Origin of the sequence: Burkholderia pseudomultivorans (assembly GCF_902499075.1) — a bacterium.
Lineage (GTDB): Bacteria > Pseudomonadota > Gammaproteobacteria > Burkholderiales > Burkholderiaceae > Burkholderia > Burkholderia pseudomultivorans.
In genome coordinates this window covers 15,248-29,784 of record NZ_CABVPP010000042.1, presented here as the reverse complement: position 1 = coordinate 29,784, position 14,537 = coordinate 15,248, and the positions used below count along the sequence as shown (strand labels likewise).

Annotated in this window: 13 protein-coding genes; all 13 read right to left on the bottom strand. The window is 66.6% G+C overall.

Annotated elements, in window-relative coordinates; all coding sequences use genetic code 11:
• Positions 1-45: 45 nt before the first annotated feature.
• Positions 46-1,965 (bottom strand): potassium transporter Kup, encoded by a 1,920-nt coding sequence (locus tag BST28156_RS23650; protein WP_060239314.1) that lies wholly within the window; start codon positions 1,963-1,965, stop codon positions 46-48.
• Between the two features lie 264 nt (positions 1,966-2,229).
• Entirely contained in the window at positions 2,230-2,826 is a 597-nt protein-coding gene (locus tag BST28156_RS23645) for a phosphoribosyltransferase (RefSeq protein ID WP_009687992.1), read from the bottom strand.
• A gap of 7 nt (positions 2,827-2,833) precedes the next feature.
• Positions 2,834-4,180, bottom strand: a complete 1,347-nt coding sequence (locus BST28156_RS23640) for an adenylosuccinate synthase (protein ID WP_060239318.1) — start codon at positions 4,178-4,180, stop codon at positions 2,834-2,836.
• A 112-nt stretch (positions 4,181-4,292) separates the two neighbouring features.
• On the bottom strand, positions 4,293-5,441 hold the full coding sequence (locus BST28156_RS23635) for an ATP phosphoribosyltransferase regulatory subunit (RefSeq protein ID WP_174903479.1): 1,149 nt from the start codon (positions 5,439-5,441) through the stop codon (positions 4,293-4,295).
• 101 nt (positions 5,442-5,542) lie between these two features.
• Positions 5,543-5,734 carry a DUF2065 domain-containing protein gene (locus BST28156_RS23630; protein WP_009687995.1) on the bottom strand — a complete coding sequence of 64 codons (192 nt, stop codon included), beginning with the start codon at positions 5,732-5,734 and terminating at the stop codon, positions 5,543-5,545.
• Between the two features lie 36 nt (positions 5,735-5,770).
• Positions 5,771-6,673: a protease modulator HflC gene (hflC, locus tag BST28156_RS23625; protein ID WP_174903478.1), complete on the bottom strand. Its 903-nt coding sequence runs from the start codon at positions 6,671-6,673 to the stop codon at positions 5,771-5,773.
• A gap of 15 nt (positions 6,674-6,688) precedes the next feature.
• The gene (gene hflK, locus BST28156_RS23620) at positions 6,689-8,059 is read right to left on the bottom strand and encodes an FtsH protease activity modulator HflK (protein ID WP_174903477.1); all 1,371 of its coding nucleotides are present in this window, start codon (positions 8,057-8,059) and stop codon (positions 6,689-6,691) included.
• A 47-nt stretch (positions 8,060-8,106) separates the two neighbouring features.
• Positions 8,107-9,282: a GTPase HflX gene (gene hflX / locus BST28156_RS23615; protein WP_174903510.1), complete on the bottom strand. Its 1,176-nt coding sequence runs from the start codon at positions 9,280-9,282 to the stop codon at positions 8,107-8,109.
• 72 nt (positions 9,283-9,354) lie between these two features.
• Positions 9,355-9,594, bottom strand: a complete 240-nt coding sequence (gene hfq / locus BST28156_RS23610) for an RNA chaperone Hfq (protein WP_006399927.1) — start codon at positions 9,592-9,594, stop codon at positions 9,355-9,357.
• 141 nt (positions 9,595-9,735) lie between these two features.
• The gene (gene der, locus BST28156_RS23605) at positions 9,736-11,073 is read right to left on the bottom strand and encodes a ribosome biogenesis GTPase Der (RefSeq protein WP_009690932.1); all 1,338 of its coding nucleotides are present in this window, start codon (positions 11,071-11,073) and stop codon (positions 9,736-9,738) included.
• Positions 11,074-11,315: 242 nt separating this feature from the next.
• Positions 11,316-12,461: an outer membrane protein assembly factor BamB gene (bamB, locus tag BST28156_RS23600; RefSeq protein WP_174903476.1), complete on the bottom strand. Its 1,146-nt coding sequence runs from the start codon at positions 12,459-12,461 to the stop codon at positions 11,316-11,318.
• Positions 12,462-12,502: 41 nt separating this feature from the next.
• Positions 12,503-13,132, bottom strand: a complete 630-nt coding sequence (locus tag BST28156_RS23595) for a tetratricopeptide repeat protein (RefSeq protein ID WP_174903475.1) — start codon at positions 13,130-13,132, stop codon at positions 12,503-12,505.
• A 55-nt stretch (positions 13,133-13,187) separates the two neighbouring features.
• On the bottom strand, positions 13,188-14,528 hold the full coding sequence (gene hisS, locus BST28156_RS23590; RefSeq protein ID WP_060239345.1) for a histidine--tRNA ligase: 1,341 nt from the start codon (positions 14,526-14,528) through the stop codon (positions 13,188-13,190).
• Positions 14,529-14,537 lie beyond the last annotated feature (9 nt).

The following is a 14,537-nucleotide window of genomic DNA, read 5'->3' as shown; positions in this document are numbered from 1 at the left end:
AACCGACGCGCCGGCCGGCACGTCAGCCCGGCCCGCGGACGGCGCTCAGATCTCGATCTTCGTGCCGAGCTCGACGACGCGGTTCGCCGGAATCGCGAAGAAATCGGTCGGCTTCGCGGCATTCTGGTGCATCCAAGCGAACACGCGCTCGCGCCAGATCGACATGCCGGGCAGCTGGGTCGGCACGACCGTTTCGCGCGCGAGGAAGAACGACGTGTCCATCAGCTCGAAGGTCATGTCGTGCGTGCGGCCGAACTCCTCGAGCACGGCCTTCACGTCCGGCGTCTCGTTGAAGCCGTATTCGGCCTTCACGATGTACAGGCCGCCGCCCGCATCGCGCGCGCTCAGCCGCTTGTCGTCGCGCACATACGGAATGTCGCGCGTGACGAAGGTCATGAACAGCGTGCGCTCGTGCAGCACCTTGTTGTGCTTCAGGTTGTGCAGCAGGCTGACGGGCACGAGCTTGTCGTTGCCGGTCAGGTAGATCGCGGTGCCCGACACGCGGTGCGGCGGGTGCGCGAGCAGCCCCTGCAGGAACGGCTCCAGCGGAATACCGTCGGCCGCGGTGCGCTCCTTGACGATGTGCCGCCCCTTGTACCAGGTCATCAGCAGGAAGAACAGCAGCGCGCCGATGCCGAGCGGCAGCCAGCCGCCCTGCGCGACCTTCAGCAGGTTCGCGCCGAAAAAGCCGAGATCGATCGTCAGGAAGACGGCGATGATCGCGCCGACCAGCAGCCGGTTCCAGTTCCACACCTTCACCATCACGACGCAAGCGAGCACGGTCGTGATCACCATCGTCGCCGTCACCGCGATGCCGTATGCGGCCGCGAGGTTGTCGGAGCTCTTGAAGCCGATCACGATGCAGAGGATCACGAACAGCAGCAGCCAGTTCACGACCGGCACGTAGATCTGGCCGATCGCCAGTTCGGACGTGTGCAGCACTTTCATGCGCGGCACGTAGCCGAGCTGGATCGCCTGCGAGGTCAGCGAATACGCGCCCGAGATCACCGCCTGCGACGCGATCACGGTGGCGACCGTCGACAGGATCACGAGCGGCAGCAGCGCCCATTCCGGCGCCAGCAGGAAGAACGGGTTCTCGATCGCCTTCGGGTTCTGGATCAGCAGCGCGCCCTGGCCGAAGTAGTTCAGCACCAGCGACGGCATCACGAGCCCGTACGCGGCGATGCGGATCGGCTTCGCGCCGAAGTGACCCATGTCCGCGTAGAGCGCTTCGGCGCCGGTCAGCACCAGCACGACCGAGCCGAGCACGACGTAGGCCTGCAGCAGGTGATCGGCCATGAACGACGCGGCGTAATACGGGTTGATCGCCGCGATGATGCCCGGCACGCGCACGATGTGATATACGCCGAGCGCCGCGATCGCGACGAACCACAGCACCATGATCGGGCCGAACAGCTTGCCGACCGTCGCGGTGCCGTGGCGCTGGATCCAGAACAGCGCGATCAGGATCACGATCGTGATCGGCAGCACGAGATGGGTCAGTTGCGGCGCGGCGATCTCGAGCCCTTCGACCGCCGACATCACCGAGATCGCCGGCGTGATCACCGCGTCGCCGTAGAACATGCACGCGCCGAAGATTCCGAGCGCCATCAGCGCGCCCGCGACGCGGCCCTTCGAATTGAGCGGCCGCAGCGACAGCGCCATCAGCGCGAGCACGCCGCCCTCGCCGTTGTTGTCGGCGCGCATCACGAACAGCAGGTATTTGACGCCGACCACCAGGACGATGGCCCAGAACAGCAGCGAGATCACGCCGAGAATCGAGGATTCGGTCAGCGGAATGCCGTGCGCCGGACTGAACGCTTCCTTGAGCGAATACAGCGGGCTCGTACCGATGTCGCCGAACACCACGCCGATGGCCGCTATCGCGAGCGCCCGCAGCGAGTGTTGATGCGCCGAATGCGGCGCGTGGGCTGCTGCGTCGGTCGAGTGGATCGTGTCGTTCATATGAAGCGTAATAATCGGGTCCGGATTCGGACAAAACGAGCGCTATTCTACCCGCGCACCCACGAAAAGCCGTCCTGCGCTGTTGCCGCGAAGCCACGTGATCCATGCCGCGGATGCAATGCGCCGCGAGCTGTGGCAGGCCTGCCATCATAGCCGGGGCCGTGCCGTCTGCCTATCGGGCCGCCCTGCCGCCGGCGTGACCGCCAATGAAAACGGCGCCGCAAGCGGCGCCGTGCAAGGCTTTCTTCGACGATACGAGGCGCTTTATGCGCCCGAACCGTCGCGCTGCGCGCGACCGCGCTTGATCCACGCCTCGAGGTTGTGCGGGCGCACCGTGTCCCACTCCTCGAACGGCTGATGGATCCACGGATTCGTCGGCAGGAACTGCGTGTGGTAGTCGGGCTTGACCTTCGAGCAGCCCTTGTACCAGAGCACGGCCGAGCGCACCGCCGTGACGGCCGGATAACGCTCCTTCAGGTGCTCCTGCACGCGTGCGAGCGTGACGCCGGAATCGACCAGATCGTCGACCAGCAGCACGTTGCCCGCAAGATTGCCGCGCGTCATCGTGATGTACTGCGCGATATCGAGTTCGCCCTGCTCGCGGCCGGCGGCTTCCCGGTACGAGCTCGTCGCGAGGATCGCGAGCGGCACGTCGTAGATGCGCGAGAGCTGATCGCCGACACGCAGGCCGCCGCGCGCGAGACACAGGATCTGGTCGAACTTCCAGCCGGATTCGTGCACCTGCAGCGCGAGCAGTTCGATCAGCCGGTGATATTCATCCCAGCCGACCCACAGGTTCTTGTCGTCGTTGCGCGGATCAGTCATCAGATCGGCGGCCGTCATCGTATGTTGCTGCGTCATCTGGAAATTACACCTTGAACGGATGGCGAAGCAGGATCGTTTCGTCGCGGTCCGGGCCCGTCGACACCATGTCGATCGGCACGCCGGCCACTTCCTGGACGCGGGCCAGGTAAGCCTGTGCATTGGCCGGCAGCGCGTCCCACGCCTTGATGCCGACCGTGCTTTCCTTCCAGCCGGAGAACGTTTCGTACACGGGCTCGCAGCGTGCCACGTCGGCCGCGCCGCGCGGCAGGATGTCCACGTCCTTGCCGTCGATCTTGTAGCCGACGCACAGCTTGACCTCTTCGAGGCCGTCGAGCACGTCCAGCTTCGTCATGCACAGGCCCGACACGCCGTTGATCTGGATCGAGCGGCGCAGCGCGGCCGCGTCGAGCCAGCCGGTACGGCGCGGACGGCCGGTGACCGAGCCGAATTCCTTGCCGACGTTCGCGAGCGTGACACCGACCTGATCCTGGCGCTTCGGGTTGTCCGCATCGTACAGTTCGCTCGGAAACGGGCCCGAGCCGACGCGCGTGCAATACGCCTTCGTGATGCCGAGGATGTAGTTGAGCTTCTGCGGACCGACGCCGGCGCCGGCGGACGCCGCACCGGCGACGCAGTTGCTCGACGTGACGAACGGATAGGTGCCGTGGTCGATGTCGAGCAGCGTGCCCTGCGCGCCTTCGAACAGCAGGTTCTGGCCCGCATTGTTCGCGTCGTACAGACGGCGCGACACGTCGGCCACCATCGGCTTCAGGCGATCGGCATAGCCGAGCATCGTGTCGAGCGTGGCCTGGAAGTCGACGGCCGCGCCGCCCAGGTACTGGGTCAGCACGAAGTTGTGGAAATCGAGGTTTTCGCGCAGGCGATCGGCGAAGGTCTTCGCGTCGAACAGGTCCTGCACGCGCAGCGCGCGGCGGCCGACCTTGTCTTCGTACGCCGGGCCGATGCCGCGGCCGGTCGTGCCGATCTTGCCGGCGCCCTTGCGCGCTTCGCGCGCCTGGTCGATCGCGATGTGGTACGGCAGGATCAGCGTCGTGGCTTCGGAAATGAACAGACGGTCGCGCACGTTCACGCCGGCTTCTTCGAGCTCGCCGATTTCCTTGAACAGTGCTTCGGGGGACAGTACGACGCCGTTGCCGATGAAGCAGGCGACGCCTTCACGCATGATGCCCGACGGAATGAGGCGCAAGATCGTCTTCTTGCCGCCGATGATGAGGGTGTGGCCGGCATTGTGGCCGCCCTGGAAACGCACGACGCCTTGAGCGTGGTCCGTCAGCCAGTCGACGATCTTGCCCTTGCCTTCATCACCCCATTGAGTCCCCACGACGACGACGTTGCGCCCGGGAGTCACATTCACTGCGCTGGCAGACATGTTGATTCGTTAGCTGGTTAAAAACGTATTCTACCTATGTTCGCGGACGATTCCGAATTTTTCCGTTTCGCGTCAACGATATGCACGTCGAACGCGGCCCGCGAACGCCTGTTTAACGGGGCTCGACCACCCATGCGCCGTTGCGCTCGACGAGCGAACGGTCGCAGGCGAACTCGTCGAGCACGTGGTCGTGGCCCGGCAGCGCCTGGATCACCACCTCGCCCGCGTCGCGCAGCGCGGCGACGGCGGCCTGCAGCGCGTCGTCCTGCGCCCATGGCGCGAGGATCGCGGTGCCGCGCGCCTCGACCGGCGAAATCCGCGCAAGCTCGCGCAGGTCGAGCGAGAAACCCGTCGCCGGGCGCGCCCGGCCATATGCCTGGCCGACGTGGTCGTAACGGCCGCCGCGCGCGATCGCGTTCGGCACGCCGTCGATGTACGCGGTGAACATCGCACCGCTGTGGTACGCGTAGCCGCGCAGGTCGGCCAGGTCGATCGCCACTTCGGCGCCCTTCGCCCGGGCCGCGAGCTGCGCGAGGTCGTCCAGCGCGCGCGTGATCTCCGGCAGCACCGGCAGCCGCGTACGCGCCTCGTCGAGCACGCTCGCATCGCCGTACAGGTGCGGCAGCGCGCGCAGCGCGGCACGCGTGTCGGCGCCGAGATCGTCGGTCAGTTCGTTCAGGAGCGGCACATCCTTGCCCGACAGCGCGTCGTACAGCGCCTCGCCGCGTTCCGCGGCCCGCGCGTCGCGCGCGAGCAGCGCCGCGAGCACGCCGGCATGACACAGGTCGAGGCGGATGCGCGACAGCCCGGCGAGATGCAGCGCGTCGAGCATCAGCTGCTGGATCTCGAGGTCGGCTTCGAGCCCGGCATGGCCGTAGATTTCCGCGCCGATCTGGATCTGCTCGCGCGTCGCATGCAGCCCGCGCGGACGCGTATGCATCACGTGGCCCGCATAGCAGAGGCGCGTCACGCCCTGACGGTTCAGCAGGTGCGCATCGATGCGCGCGACCTGCGGCGTGATGTCCGCGCGCAGGCCGAGCGTGCGCCCCGACAGCTGGTCGACCAGCTTGAAGGTGCGCAGGCGCAGATCGGCGCCGCCGCTCGTCAGCAGCGACTCGAGATATTCGAGCAGCGGCGGCATCACCATCTCGTAGCCATACGACCGGAAGCGGTCGAGCAGCCTGCGGCGCAGCTCCTCGATCTTGCGCGCTTCCGACGGCAATACGTCGGCGATATTCTCGGGAAGTAACCAGGTCGACATCGGTACGGTCCTACGACATGAAACGGCGCGCGCCATGCGCGCCGCAAGATGAATCGGCAATCGGAATCGGGCGGGACGGACGGCGGGTGCGCCGTCCGGGATCAGGTGGCGAGCAGCAGCAGCACGAGCCCGAGCGCCATGACGATCAGCCCGCCGATCCGGATATGATGCGGCGGCCGCTCCGCTATTCTACGAAACGTGTCGCGCCAGGCGACAGGAAACACGAAGGGGAACGCCCCCTCGATGATCAGCATCAGCGCTACTGCGAGCAACAACGAGCCAGCCAGGTCCATGCGAGCGACGGCGCCGCTCGACGCGGCGCCCCAAGGTCAGTGTTTGCGGGAAGCGGGTGCGGCCGGCGCGGCGGCACCGCCCGTCGGGCTGCGCATGAAGCGGAAGAACTCGCTGTCGGGGTCGACGACGATGACGTCGTTGCGCTTGAACGTGTTCCGGTACGCCTGCAGGCTCGCATAGAACTGGTAGAACTGCGGATCCTTGCCGAACGCATCGGCGGCGATCGTCGCGGCCTTCGCGTCGCCCTCGCCCTTGATCGTCTGCGCGGACTTGTACGCGTTCGCCAGCACGGCCTGCTGCTCGCGTTCGGCATCGGCCTTGATCTGCTCGACGTCGGCTGCGCCCTCGGCGCGCACCTGTGCGGCCTGGTCGCGCAGTGCGCCGATCATCCGCTGGTAGACGGCATCCGTCTGCGCGGCCGGCAGGTCGACGCGCGTGAGCTGGACGTCGACCACGTCGACGCCGAACCCCGCCGCGTTCGCACGCGCCGCGTCGCGCGCCGCATCGGCGATCGCCGGCTGGCTGCCGAGCGCATCGTCGAGCGCGCGCTTGCCGAATGCGTCGCCGAGCGCACTCTTCAGCGCGCCGGTCAGACGATCGGTGGCGACCGCCGGGTCGCCGCCGGTGGCGGCAAAATACTTCATCGGATCGCTGACGCGGTACTTGACCGCATACGCGACGAGCAGGTCGTGCTTGTCCTGGGTCGCGAGCTGCAGCGGATCGGCCGGCTCGAGCGACTGCAGCCGCGTGTCGATCAGCGTCGCCGTCTGCAGCGGCGGCGGCAGCTTGAAATGGACGCCGGGGCCCGCGAGTTCCGGCTGCGCGCCGTCGCGACCCGACAGCACGGCCGCATGGCGCGGATCGACGGTCAGCACCGTCGAGGACGCCGCGAAGGCAACGATCACGATCGCGACGACGAGCGCAATGATTCGGTTCATGTTCTGCGCTCCCCGTTACTTCAGATCGTCTTCGCGCGACCGGCTGCGAAAGCCTTCACGCGATCGCAGCGCATCGCCGCCCGATGCTGGCGCCGCGACTGCCGACGCCGCGCTCGCAGCCGCGCCGGACGCCGGCGCAGCCACCGCTGCCGGCGCCGATCCGGCGTCCGGCGCGGACGCACCGGCGGCCGGTGCCGCGGCGGCCGATGCCGCGGCGTTTTGCCGCCCCTGCTCGACGAGCTTGTCGAGCGGCAGGTACACGACGCTGCCCCCCTTGTTGCCGACGAACACCTTGGTCGTGTTCGAGTAGATTTCCTGCATCGTCTGGAGATACATCCGCTCGCGGATCACCGCGGGTGCCTTCGAATACTGCGCATAGACCTGCTTGAAGCGATCGGCGTCGCCTTCGGCTTCCGTGACGACACGGTCCGCGTAGGTCTTTGCCTCGTCGATGAGCTTCGCGGCATCGCCCTGCGCCTTCGGCAGCAGATCGTTCGCATAGGCCTGCGCGGCGCGCTTCGCGGCCTCGCGCTCGTCGCGCGCCTTGGCCACTTCGGCATACGCCGCCTGCGTCTGTTCGGGTGCCGCGACGCTCTGCATCGTGACGGCCGTCACCTCGAGCCCCGACTGGTAGCGGTCGAGGTCGCGCTGGATCGCAGCGGCAAGCTGCTCGCGCATCGCGTCGCGATCCTGGTTCAGCAGGTCGGCCGCGCTGCGCGTGCCGACGATCGCGCGCACCGCCGCCTGTGCGGCCTGCGACACGCTGCGCTCGGGATCGACGCTGCGGAACAGGTAGTCGGTGGCGGAACGGATCCGGTACTGGACGATGAAGCGCACGTCGACGATGTCCGCATCGCGCGTCAGCATCGCCGATTCCTTCACGTTCGCGAGCCGCACGACGTTGTTGCGGCCGATCTCGATCGAGCGGACCTGCGTCGTGTCGACGATCTCGTGCGACGCGAACGGATACGGCGCGCGCCAGTGCACGCCCTGGCCGACGGTGCCGTCGAGCTTGCCGAACTGCAGCACGACGCCGGTCTGGCCTTCCTGTACGACAAACAGCCCGCTACCGGCATAGACCGCGATCAGCACGCCGATCACGATGCCGACGCCGATCCGCGCGGCGCGGCCGTTGTCCGGACGGAAACCGTTGCCGCCCTTGCCGCCGAACAGGCCGCTCAGGCGCCGGTTGAAGTTGCGCCACATCTCGTCGAGATCGGGCGGACCGTCGCCGTCGCCGCCGGGCGGACGCTTCGATTCGTTCGCGCGGGGACGGGATCCGTCCTTGCCGTTGCCATTGCCTTCGCCGCGTCCCCAGCGGGGATCGTTGATCGACAGCAAGGCGCGCATCCGCCGCCAGGTACTCCGCTCGTTGTATTCGTTCACCAGAGTTTGTTCACCAGATTAGACGCCGGCGAACCGGCCGGGACCGGTTAGCGCCCGTGTTCGGAAATCGTGTGGTCTTCGTGTGGTTCAGCGGGCGCGCCGTCGAGCGCGTCGTTGGGTAACGTCGCGCCGGAAAGGTGTTCCGCGGAGGCGATCTCGGCGATGGCGGCACGCAACGCATCGAGACCCTGACCGGTGCGCGCGCTCAAAAAGACGCGCGAAATATTACCATACTCGTCCCGCTCGACCGCGTCGCCGCGGGCCGCCAGCTCGGGCACGGCGTCGATCTTGTTGAACACCAGGACCTGCCGGATCGTGTCCGCGCCGATCTCGTGCAGCACGCCGTTGACCTGCTCGATCTGCTCGAGCCGGACCGCGCTCGACGCGTCGACCACATGCAGCAGCAGATCTGCATGGATCGTTTCCTCGAGCGTCGCGCGAAACGCCGCGACGAGCTGGTGAGGCAGCTCGCGGATGAAGCCGACGGTGTCCGACACGACGATCTGGCCGACCTCGTCGCCGAGGTACACGCGCCGCGACGTCGTATCGAGCGTCGCGAACAACTGGTCGGCCGCATACGCCTGCGCTTTCGTCAGCGCATTGAACAGCGTCGACTTGCCCGCGTTGGTGTAGCCGACGAGCGACACCGACATCGTGCCGCTGCGCGCGCGCTGGCGCCGCTGCGTACTGTGCTGCCGGCGCAACCGGTCGAGCCGCGACTTCAGCATCTTGATCCGCTCGCCGATCAGCCGACGGTCGGTTTCGAGCTGCGTTTCACCGGGGCCGCGCAGGCCGATACCGCCTTTTTGCCGTTCGAGGTGGGTCCACGCGCGGATCAGCCGCGTCGACAGGTACTGGAGCTGCGCGAGCTCGACCTGCAGCTTGCCTTCATGGCTGCGCGCGCGCTGCGCGAAAATGTCGAGGATGAGGCTCGTCCGATCGACCACTCGCCGATTAAGCGCCCGCTCCAGATTGCGTTGCTGCGCCGGCGCCAGCGCGTGATTGAAAATGACGATGTCGACGTCGTGGGCTTCGCAGGCGAGCCGCAATTCGTCGGCCTTGCCGCTGCCGATGAACATCGCGGCATCGGGACTGGCCCGGCGGCCTGTGAGGGTGACGGCGGGATGGGCCCCCGCGCTGGAGGCGAGAAGACTGAGTTCTTCGAGACTGGCCTCGAAATCGGTCTTGCCGAAATCGATGCCGACGAGCGCTGCGTTGATCAAATTATCGGGTGTCAAGATAAGGCGGCTGGCATCGGTCGCTCGCGGCGACCGGATGCCGGCCGCTGCAATGGGTTAGGACGAGGCTTCCGCGTCCGGGTGGAAATTCACCGGGCGCGCCGGCACGACCGTCGAGATGGCGTGCTTGTAGACCATCTGGGTCACCGTATTACGGAGCAACACGACGTACTGGTCGAACGATTCGATGTTCCCTTGGAGCTTGATGCCGTTGACGAGATAGATCGAAACGGGAACGTGCTCCTTGCGCAGTGCGTTCAAAAACGGGTCTTGTAACAATTGCCCTTTGTTGCTCATGGCGTACTCCATCTTTTTTTGCAGGTTGATCTGGATTGGCGACGAAGAAAAAGAGATCCGGCGCCAATCGCTACACTATAGCCGATTTTGCCTGCCCCGCCCGGGCCTCGGCCATGCGGCCGAGCCATTGCGGGGCGTGCTTCAGCCCTTGTCCGCGTACGGGTTGTTCGACGAACGGAACTCTATGCGCAATGGAGTCCCGGTCAGGGAGAAAGTTTCGCGGAAACGGTTTTCCAGGTAACGCTTGTAGGTTTCGGTCACCGCGTCGAGCGCGTTGCCGTGGATCACGATGATCGGCGGATTCTGGCCGCCCTGGTGCGCGTAGCGCAGCTTCGGGCGCACCGGGCCGCGACGGCGCGGCTGCTGGAACTCGACGGCCTCGATCAGCGCGCGCGTGAGCTTCGGCGTCGGCAGCTTCGCCATCGCGGCGGCATATGCATCGTCGACCGAGCGCATCAGCGCGCCGATGCCGGTTTTCTTCGCGGCCGAAATGAAATGCGACTTCGCGAAGTCGAGGAATTTCAGCTTGCGGGTCAAATCCGCTTTCGCGCGCTCGCGCGCGTGCTCGTCCAGCCCGTCCCACTTGTTCACACCGATCACGAGCGCGCGGCCCTGCTCGACGACGAAGCCGGCGATGTGCGCGTCCTGGTCGGAAATGTCCTGCTGCGCATCCAGCAGAAGAATGACGACGTTCGCGTCGGAGATCGACTGCAGCGTCTTCACGACCGAGAACTTCTCGATCGCCTCGAACACCTTGCCGCGGCGGCGCAGGCCGGCCGTATCGATCAGCGTGTATTTCTTGCCGTTACGCTCGAAGTCGACGTAGATCGAATCGCGCGTCGTGCCCGGCATGTCGAACGCAATCACGCGGTCCTCGCCGATCAGCGCGTTGACGAGCGTCGACTTGCCGACGTTCGGCCGGCCGACGATCGCGATCTTGATGCCGCGCGACGGGTCGTTCTCGTCCTCTTCTTCCGGCTGGTCCGCGTACGCGACCTCCAGCGCCTCGTTGATCATGTCGGTCACGCCGTCGCCGTGCGCGGCCGAGATCGCGCGCGGATCGCCGAGCCCGAGTTCGTAGAAGTCGGTCGCGACCGCCGTGTACTTCATCCCCTCGGCCTTGTTGACGACGAGGAAGATCGGCCGGCCGGTCTTGCGCAGGTAGTCGGCAATCGTCTTGTCCTGCGGCGCCAGCCCGTTGCGGCCGTCGACGATGAACACGACGACGTCCGCTTCCTCGACGGCCTGGCGCGTCTGGCGCGCCATCTCGTGCAGGATGCCGTCCTTCGCGACGGGCTCGAAGCCGCCCGTGTCGACGACGAGATACGGCCGCTCGCCGACGCGCCCTTCGCCGTAATGGCGATCGCGCGTCAGGCCCGGCAAGTCGGCCACCAGCGCATCGCGCGAGCGCGTGAGCCGGTTGAACAGCGTGGATTTCCCCACATTGGGGCGCCCAACGAGGGCAATGACCGGTTTCATCTGTGTTGTCTACGGTGAAGCGCAGCAGCGGGAGGCCCGCTGCTGCGGGCGGCTGCGCTGAATGAAAATATCACGAATTCGCGCCGCGCCGGATGCGCGCGCCGGGCGCGCGGTGCGCGCCGTCATGTTTCGTCTCGAACTGCCTTTCAAATACCGAGCGGCCGGGAACACCGGCCGCCTTCATGTCGCACGCCGCGCTGCGCGGGACCAGCCCGCCGCCGCGCGGCTGCGCGTGTTGCGTATCAGCGCGGACGGAAGCCGTACAGGCCGCCGTCCTTCGTCTGCACGACGAGCGTATTGCCCGCGAGCACTGGCGCTGCCGTGATCGCGCTGCCGTCGGTCTTCATCCGCGCGATGAAGCTGCCGTCCTCGCGCGACAGGAAGTGCACGAAGCCCTTGTAGTCGCCCATCACGACCGCATGGCCGAGCAGGTACGGCACGCCGACGTCACGGCTCTTCAACTGCTCGTTGCGCCACAGCTGGTTGCCGGTGGCCGCATCGTACGCCGTCACGACCGACCAGTCGTCGCCGCCGGCGACCACCGAATCGTCCTGCGCGAGGCCGCTGCGGCTCGAGAACGGCTTTTCCCACAACGGCCGGCCCGAGTTCGCATCGAAGCAGCCGAGCTGGCCCTGGAACGTCACCGCGCAGGTTTCCGCGCCGACCAGCGTCGGCGGACCGCTGACGTCGTTGATCCGCTCGACTTCGGTCACGCCCTTCGGGAACGACACCGGCGCCTGCCAGAACGGCTCGCCGGTCTGCAGGTTGATCGCGACAAGCCCGCCGCCCGGGAAGCCGGCAAGCACCGCCGCATCGCCCGCGAAGGTCATGCCGGCCGACACGCGCAGGTTCAGCGGCACCGCGCGGTTGCGGTAGGTCCACTTCTGCTCGCCCGTCTGCGCGTTGAACGCGATCACCTGGCCGTCGATCGTGCGCACGATCACGAGGCCGTTGCCGACCAGCGGCGGCGAGAAGATCTCGCCCTGCACGGTCGTCTTCCACAGTTGCTTGCCGTCCGGGCCGAGCACGAACACGCCGCCCTTCAGCGCGCCGACCGCAGTCAGGTTGCCGTCGCTGCCGACGCCGGCCGACAGGTCGGAGCCGACCTTCGTGCGCCACAGCGTCTGGCCCGTCTTCGCGTCGATCTTCTCGACCGAACCGTTCTCGCCCGCCGCATAGACGGCGTCGCCCACGGCCACCGGCGAGAACAGGTAGCGTCCGCCCTTGCCGACGCTCGCCTTCCAGACCTGTTGCACGTCCATCACGGGCTTGAACTCGGTGAGCGGCGTCGGCACGCGGCGCGCATCCTTCGACGACGAGCAGGCCGCCAGTGCAAGGACAGCCGCCGCGCAGGCAACGGGCACAGCGTAACGTTTCAGCAAATTCATCGGTTAGCGAAGCAGAGTTAAGAGGTTGAGGGGGCCGCGGCTCAGCCGCCGAGCGCATCCAGCTTGAACTGCACGAGCTGGCGGGCCGACTGGTCGTCCTTCGACAGGCTGTCGAGCGCGAGCTTGTAGGCCGCGCGCGCGTCGTCGGTCTTGCCTTGCGCGGCCAGCAGATCGCCGCGGCGATCTGCCACGAGGCCCTTGAAGGCGTCCACCGGCGTGCCCGACAACAGCGCGAGCCCCGCGTCGTACGCCTTTTCGTCGAGCAGCAGCGATGCCAGACGCAGCTTCGCGATCTGCTTGTACTCGTCGTCCTTCGCGTGATCGGCGGCCCATTGCAGCTGAGCCTTCGCGCCGGCCGCATCGCCGGCCGCATACAGCACCTTCGCGGCCGACAGCGCCGTCATCTGTGCATACGCGGTGCTGCCGTACTTGTCTTCCATGTCGGCGGCCGCGCGGGCCATCGTCGCCTTGTCGTTCGCGGCGGCGGCCTTCTGGACCTGCTCGTACAGCCCGGATGCCTCGGCGGCCTGGCGGCGCTGCCAATAGTTCCAGCCGTTGAAACCGGCCGCGACGACGAGCGCCACGAGCACGATCCACGTGGTGAGGTTGCCCCAGCGTGCCCACCACGCCTTGAGACTTTCAATCGATTCTTGTTCGTCGTGATAACTCATCGGCGAGCGATTCCTTCCTGTTCAGGCCTTTCTTGTCGAGCGAACGCCAGCGCGATCAGTCGTCGCCGTCTTCGGCGGATGCAACCATCGCATTGATTAGGAATTCGGTCAAGCTTTCGACCGGTACGGTCTGCTGAACGTTCTTTTCCCCGTCTTCGCCCGCACCGCGCAGCGCCTTCACGCCCACCGTGCCGTTCGCGACCTCCTCTTCGCCGAAGATCACCGCGAACGCGGCGCCGCTCGCGTCGGCCCGCTTCATCTGCGACTTGAAGCTCGCCGGGCCGCCGTCGGCGCTGCAGTGGAAGATCACGTCGAGGCCCGTGTCGCGCAGGCGCTCGGCCGCGATGAACGCCTGTTCGCGCGCGGCTTCGCCCTGGTGCACGACATACACGTCGACGCCTTCCTGCTCGGGCGCGAGATCCTCTTCCTTCAGCAATTCGAGAATCCGCTCGATGCCCATCGCCCAGCCGCATGCGGCAGTCGGCTTGCCGCCGAGCTGCTCGATCAGCGGATCGTAGCGGCCGCCGGCCGCGACCGTGCCCTGCGCGCCGAGCTTGTCGGTCACCCACTCGAACACGGTCAGGTTGTAGTAATCGAGGCCGCGCACGAGACGCGGGTTGATCTTGAACGGGATGTTGTTCGCCAGCAGCAGGCGCTGCAGCCCTTCGAAGTGCGCGCGCGATTCGTCGCCGAGGAAGTCGATCAGCTTCGGCGCGTTCTGCGCGATTTCCTGCAGCGCCGGATTCTTCGTGTCGAGCACGCGCAGCGGGTTCGTATACAGGCGGCGCTTCGCATCCTCGTCGAGCACGTCGACGAACTGCTCCAGATACTTGATCAGCTCGACGCGGTGCGCGGCGCGCTCTTCCGCGAGGCCGAGCGAATTGATCTCGAGCTTGATGCCGGTCAGGCCGAGGTCGTCCCACAGGCGCTGGCACATCATGATGATTTCGGCGTCCGCATCCGGACCCGCGAAGCCGAGCGCCTCGACGCCGACCTGGTGGAACTGGCGGTAGCGGCCGCGCTGCGGACGCTCGTGACGGAACATCGGGCCGATGTACCACAGACGCTTCGGACCGTCGTACAGCATGTTGTGCTCGATCGCCGCGCGCACGACCGCCGCGGTGTTTTCCGGGCGCATCGTCAGGTTTTCGCCGTTCAGCGCGTCGGTGAAGCTGTACATCTCCTTCTCGACGATGTCCGTGACTTCGCCGATGCCGCGCGTGAACAGTTGCGTGTGCTCGACGATCGGCGTGCGGATGTTCTGGTAGCCGTAGGCGCGCAGCAGCGATTTCACGGTGGCTTCGAAGAACTCCCACAGGCCGGCATCCTGCGGCAGGATGTCGTTCATGCCCTTGACGCCCGTGAGCTTCTCGATCTTGCGTTTCTGTTCAGTCATCGTGTGTGT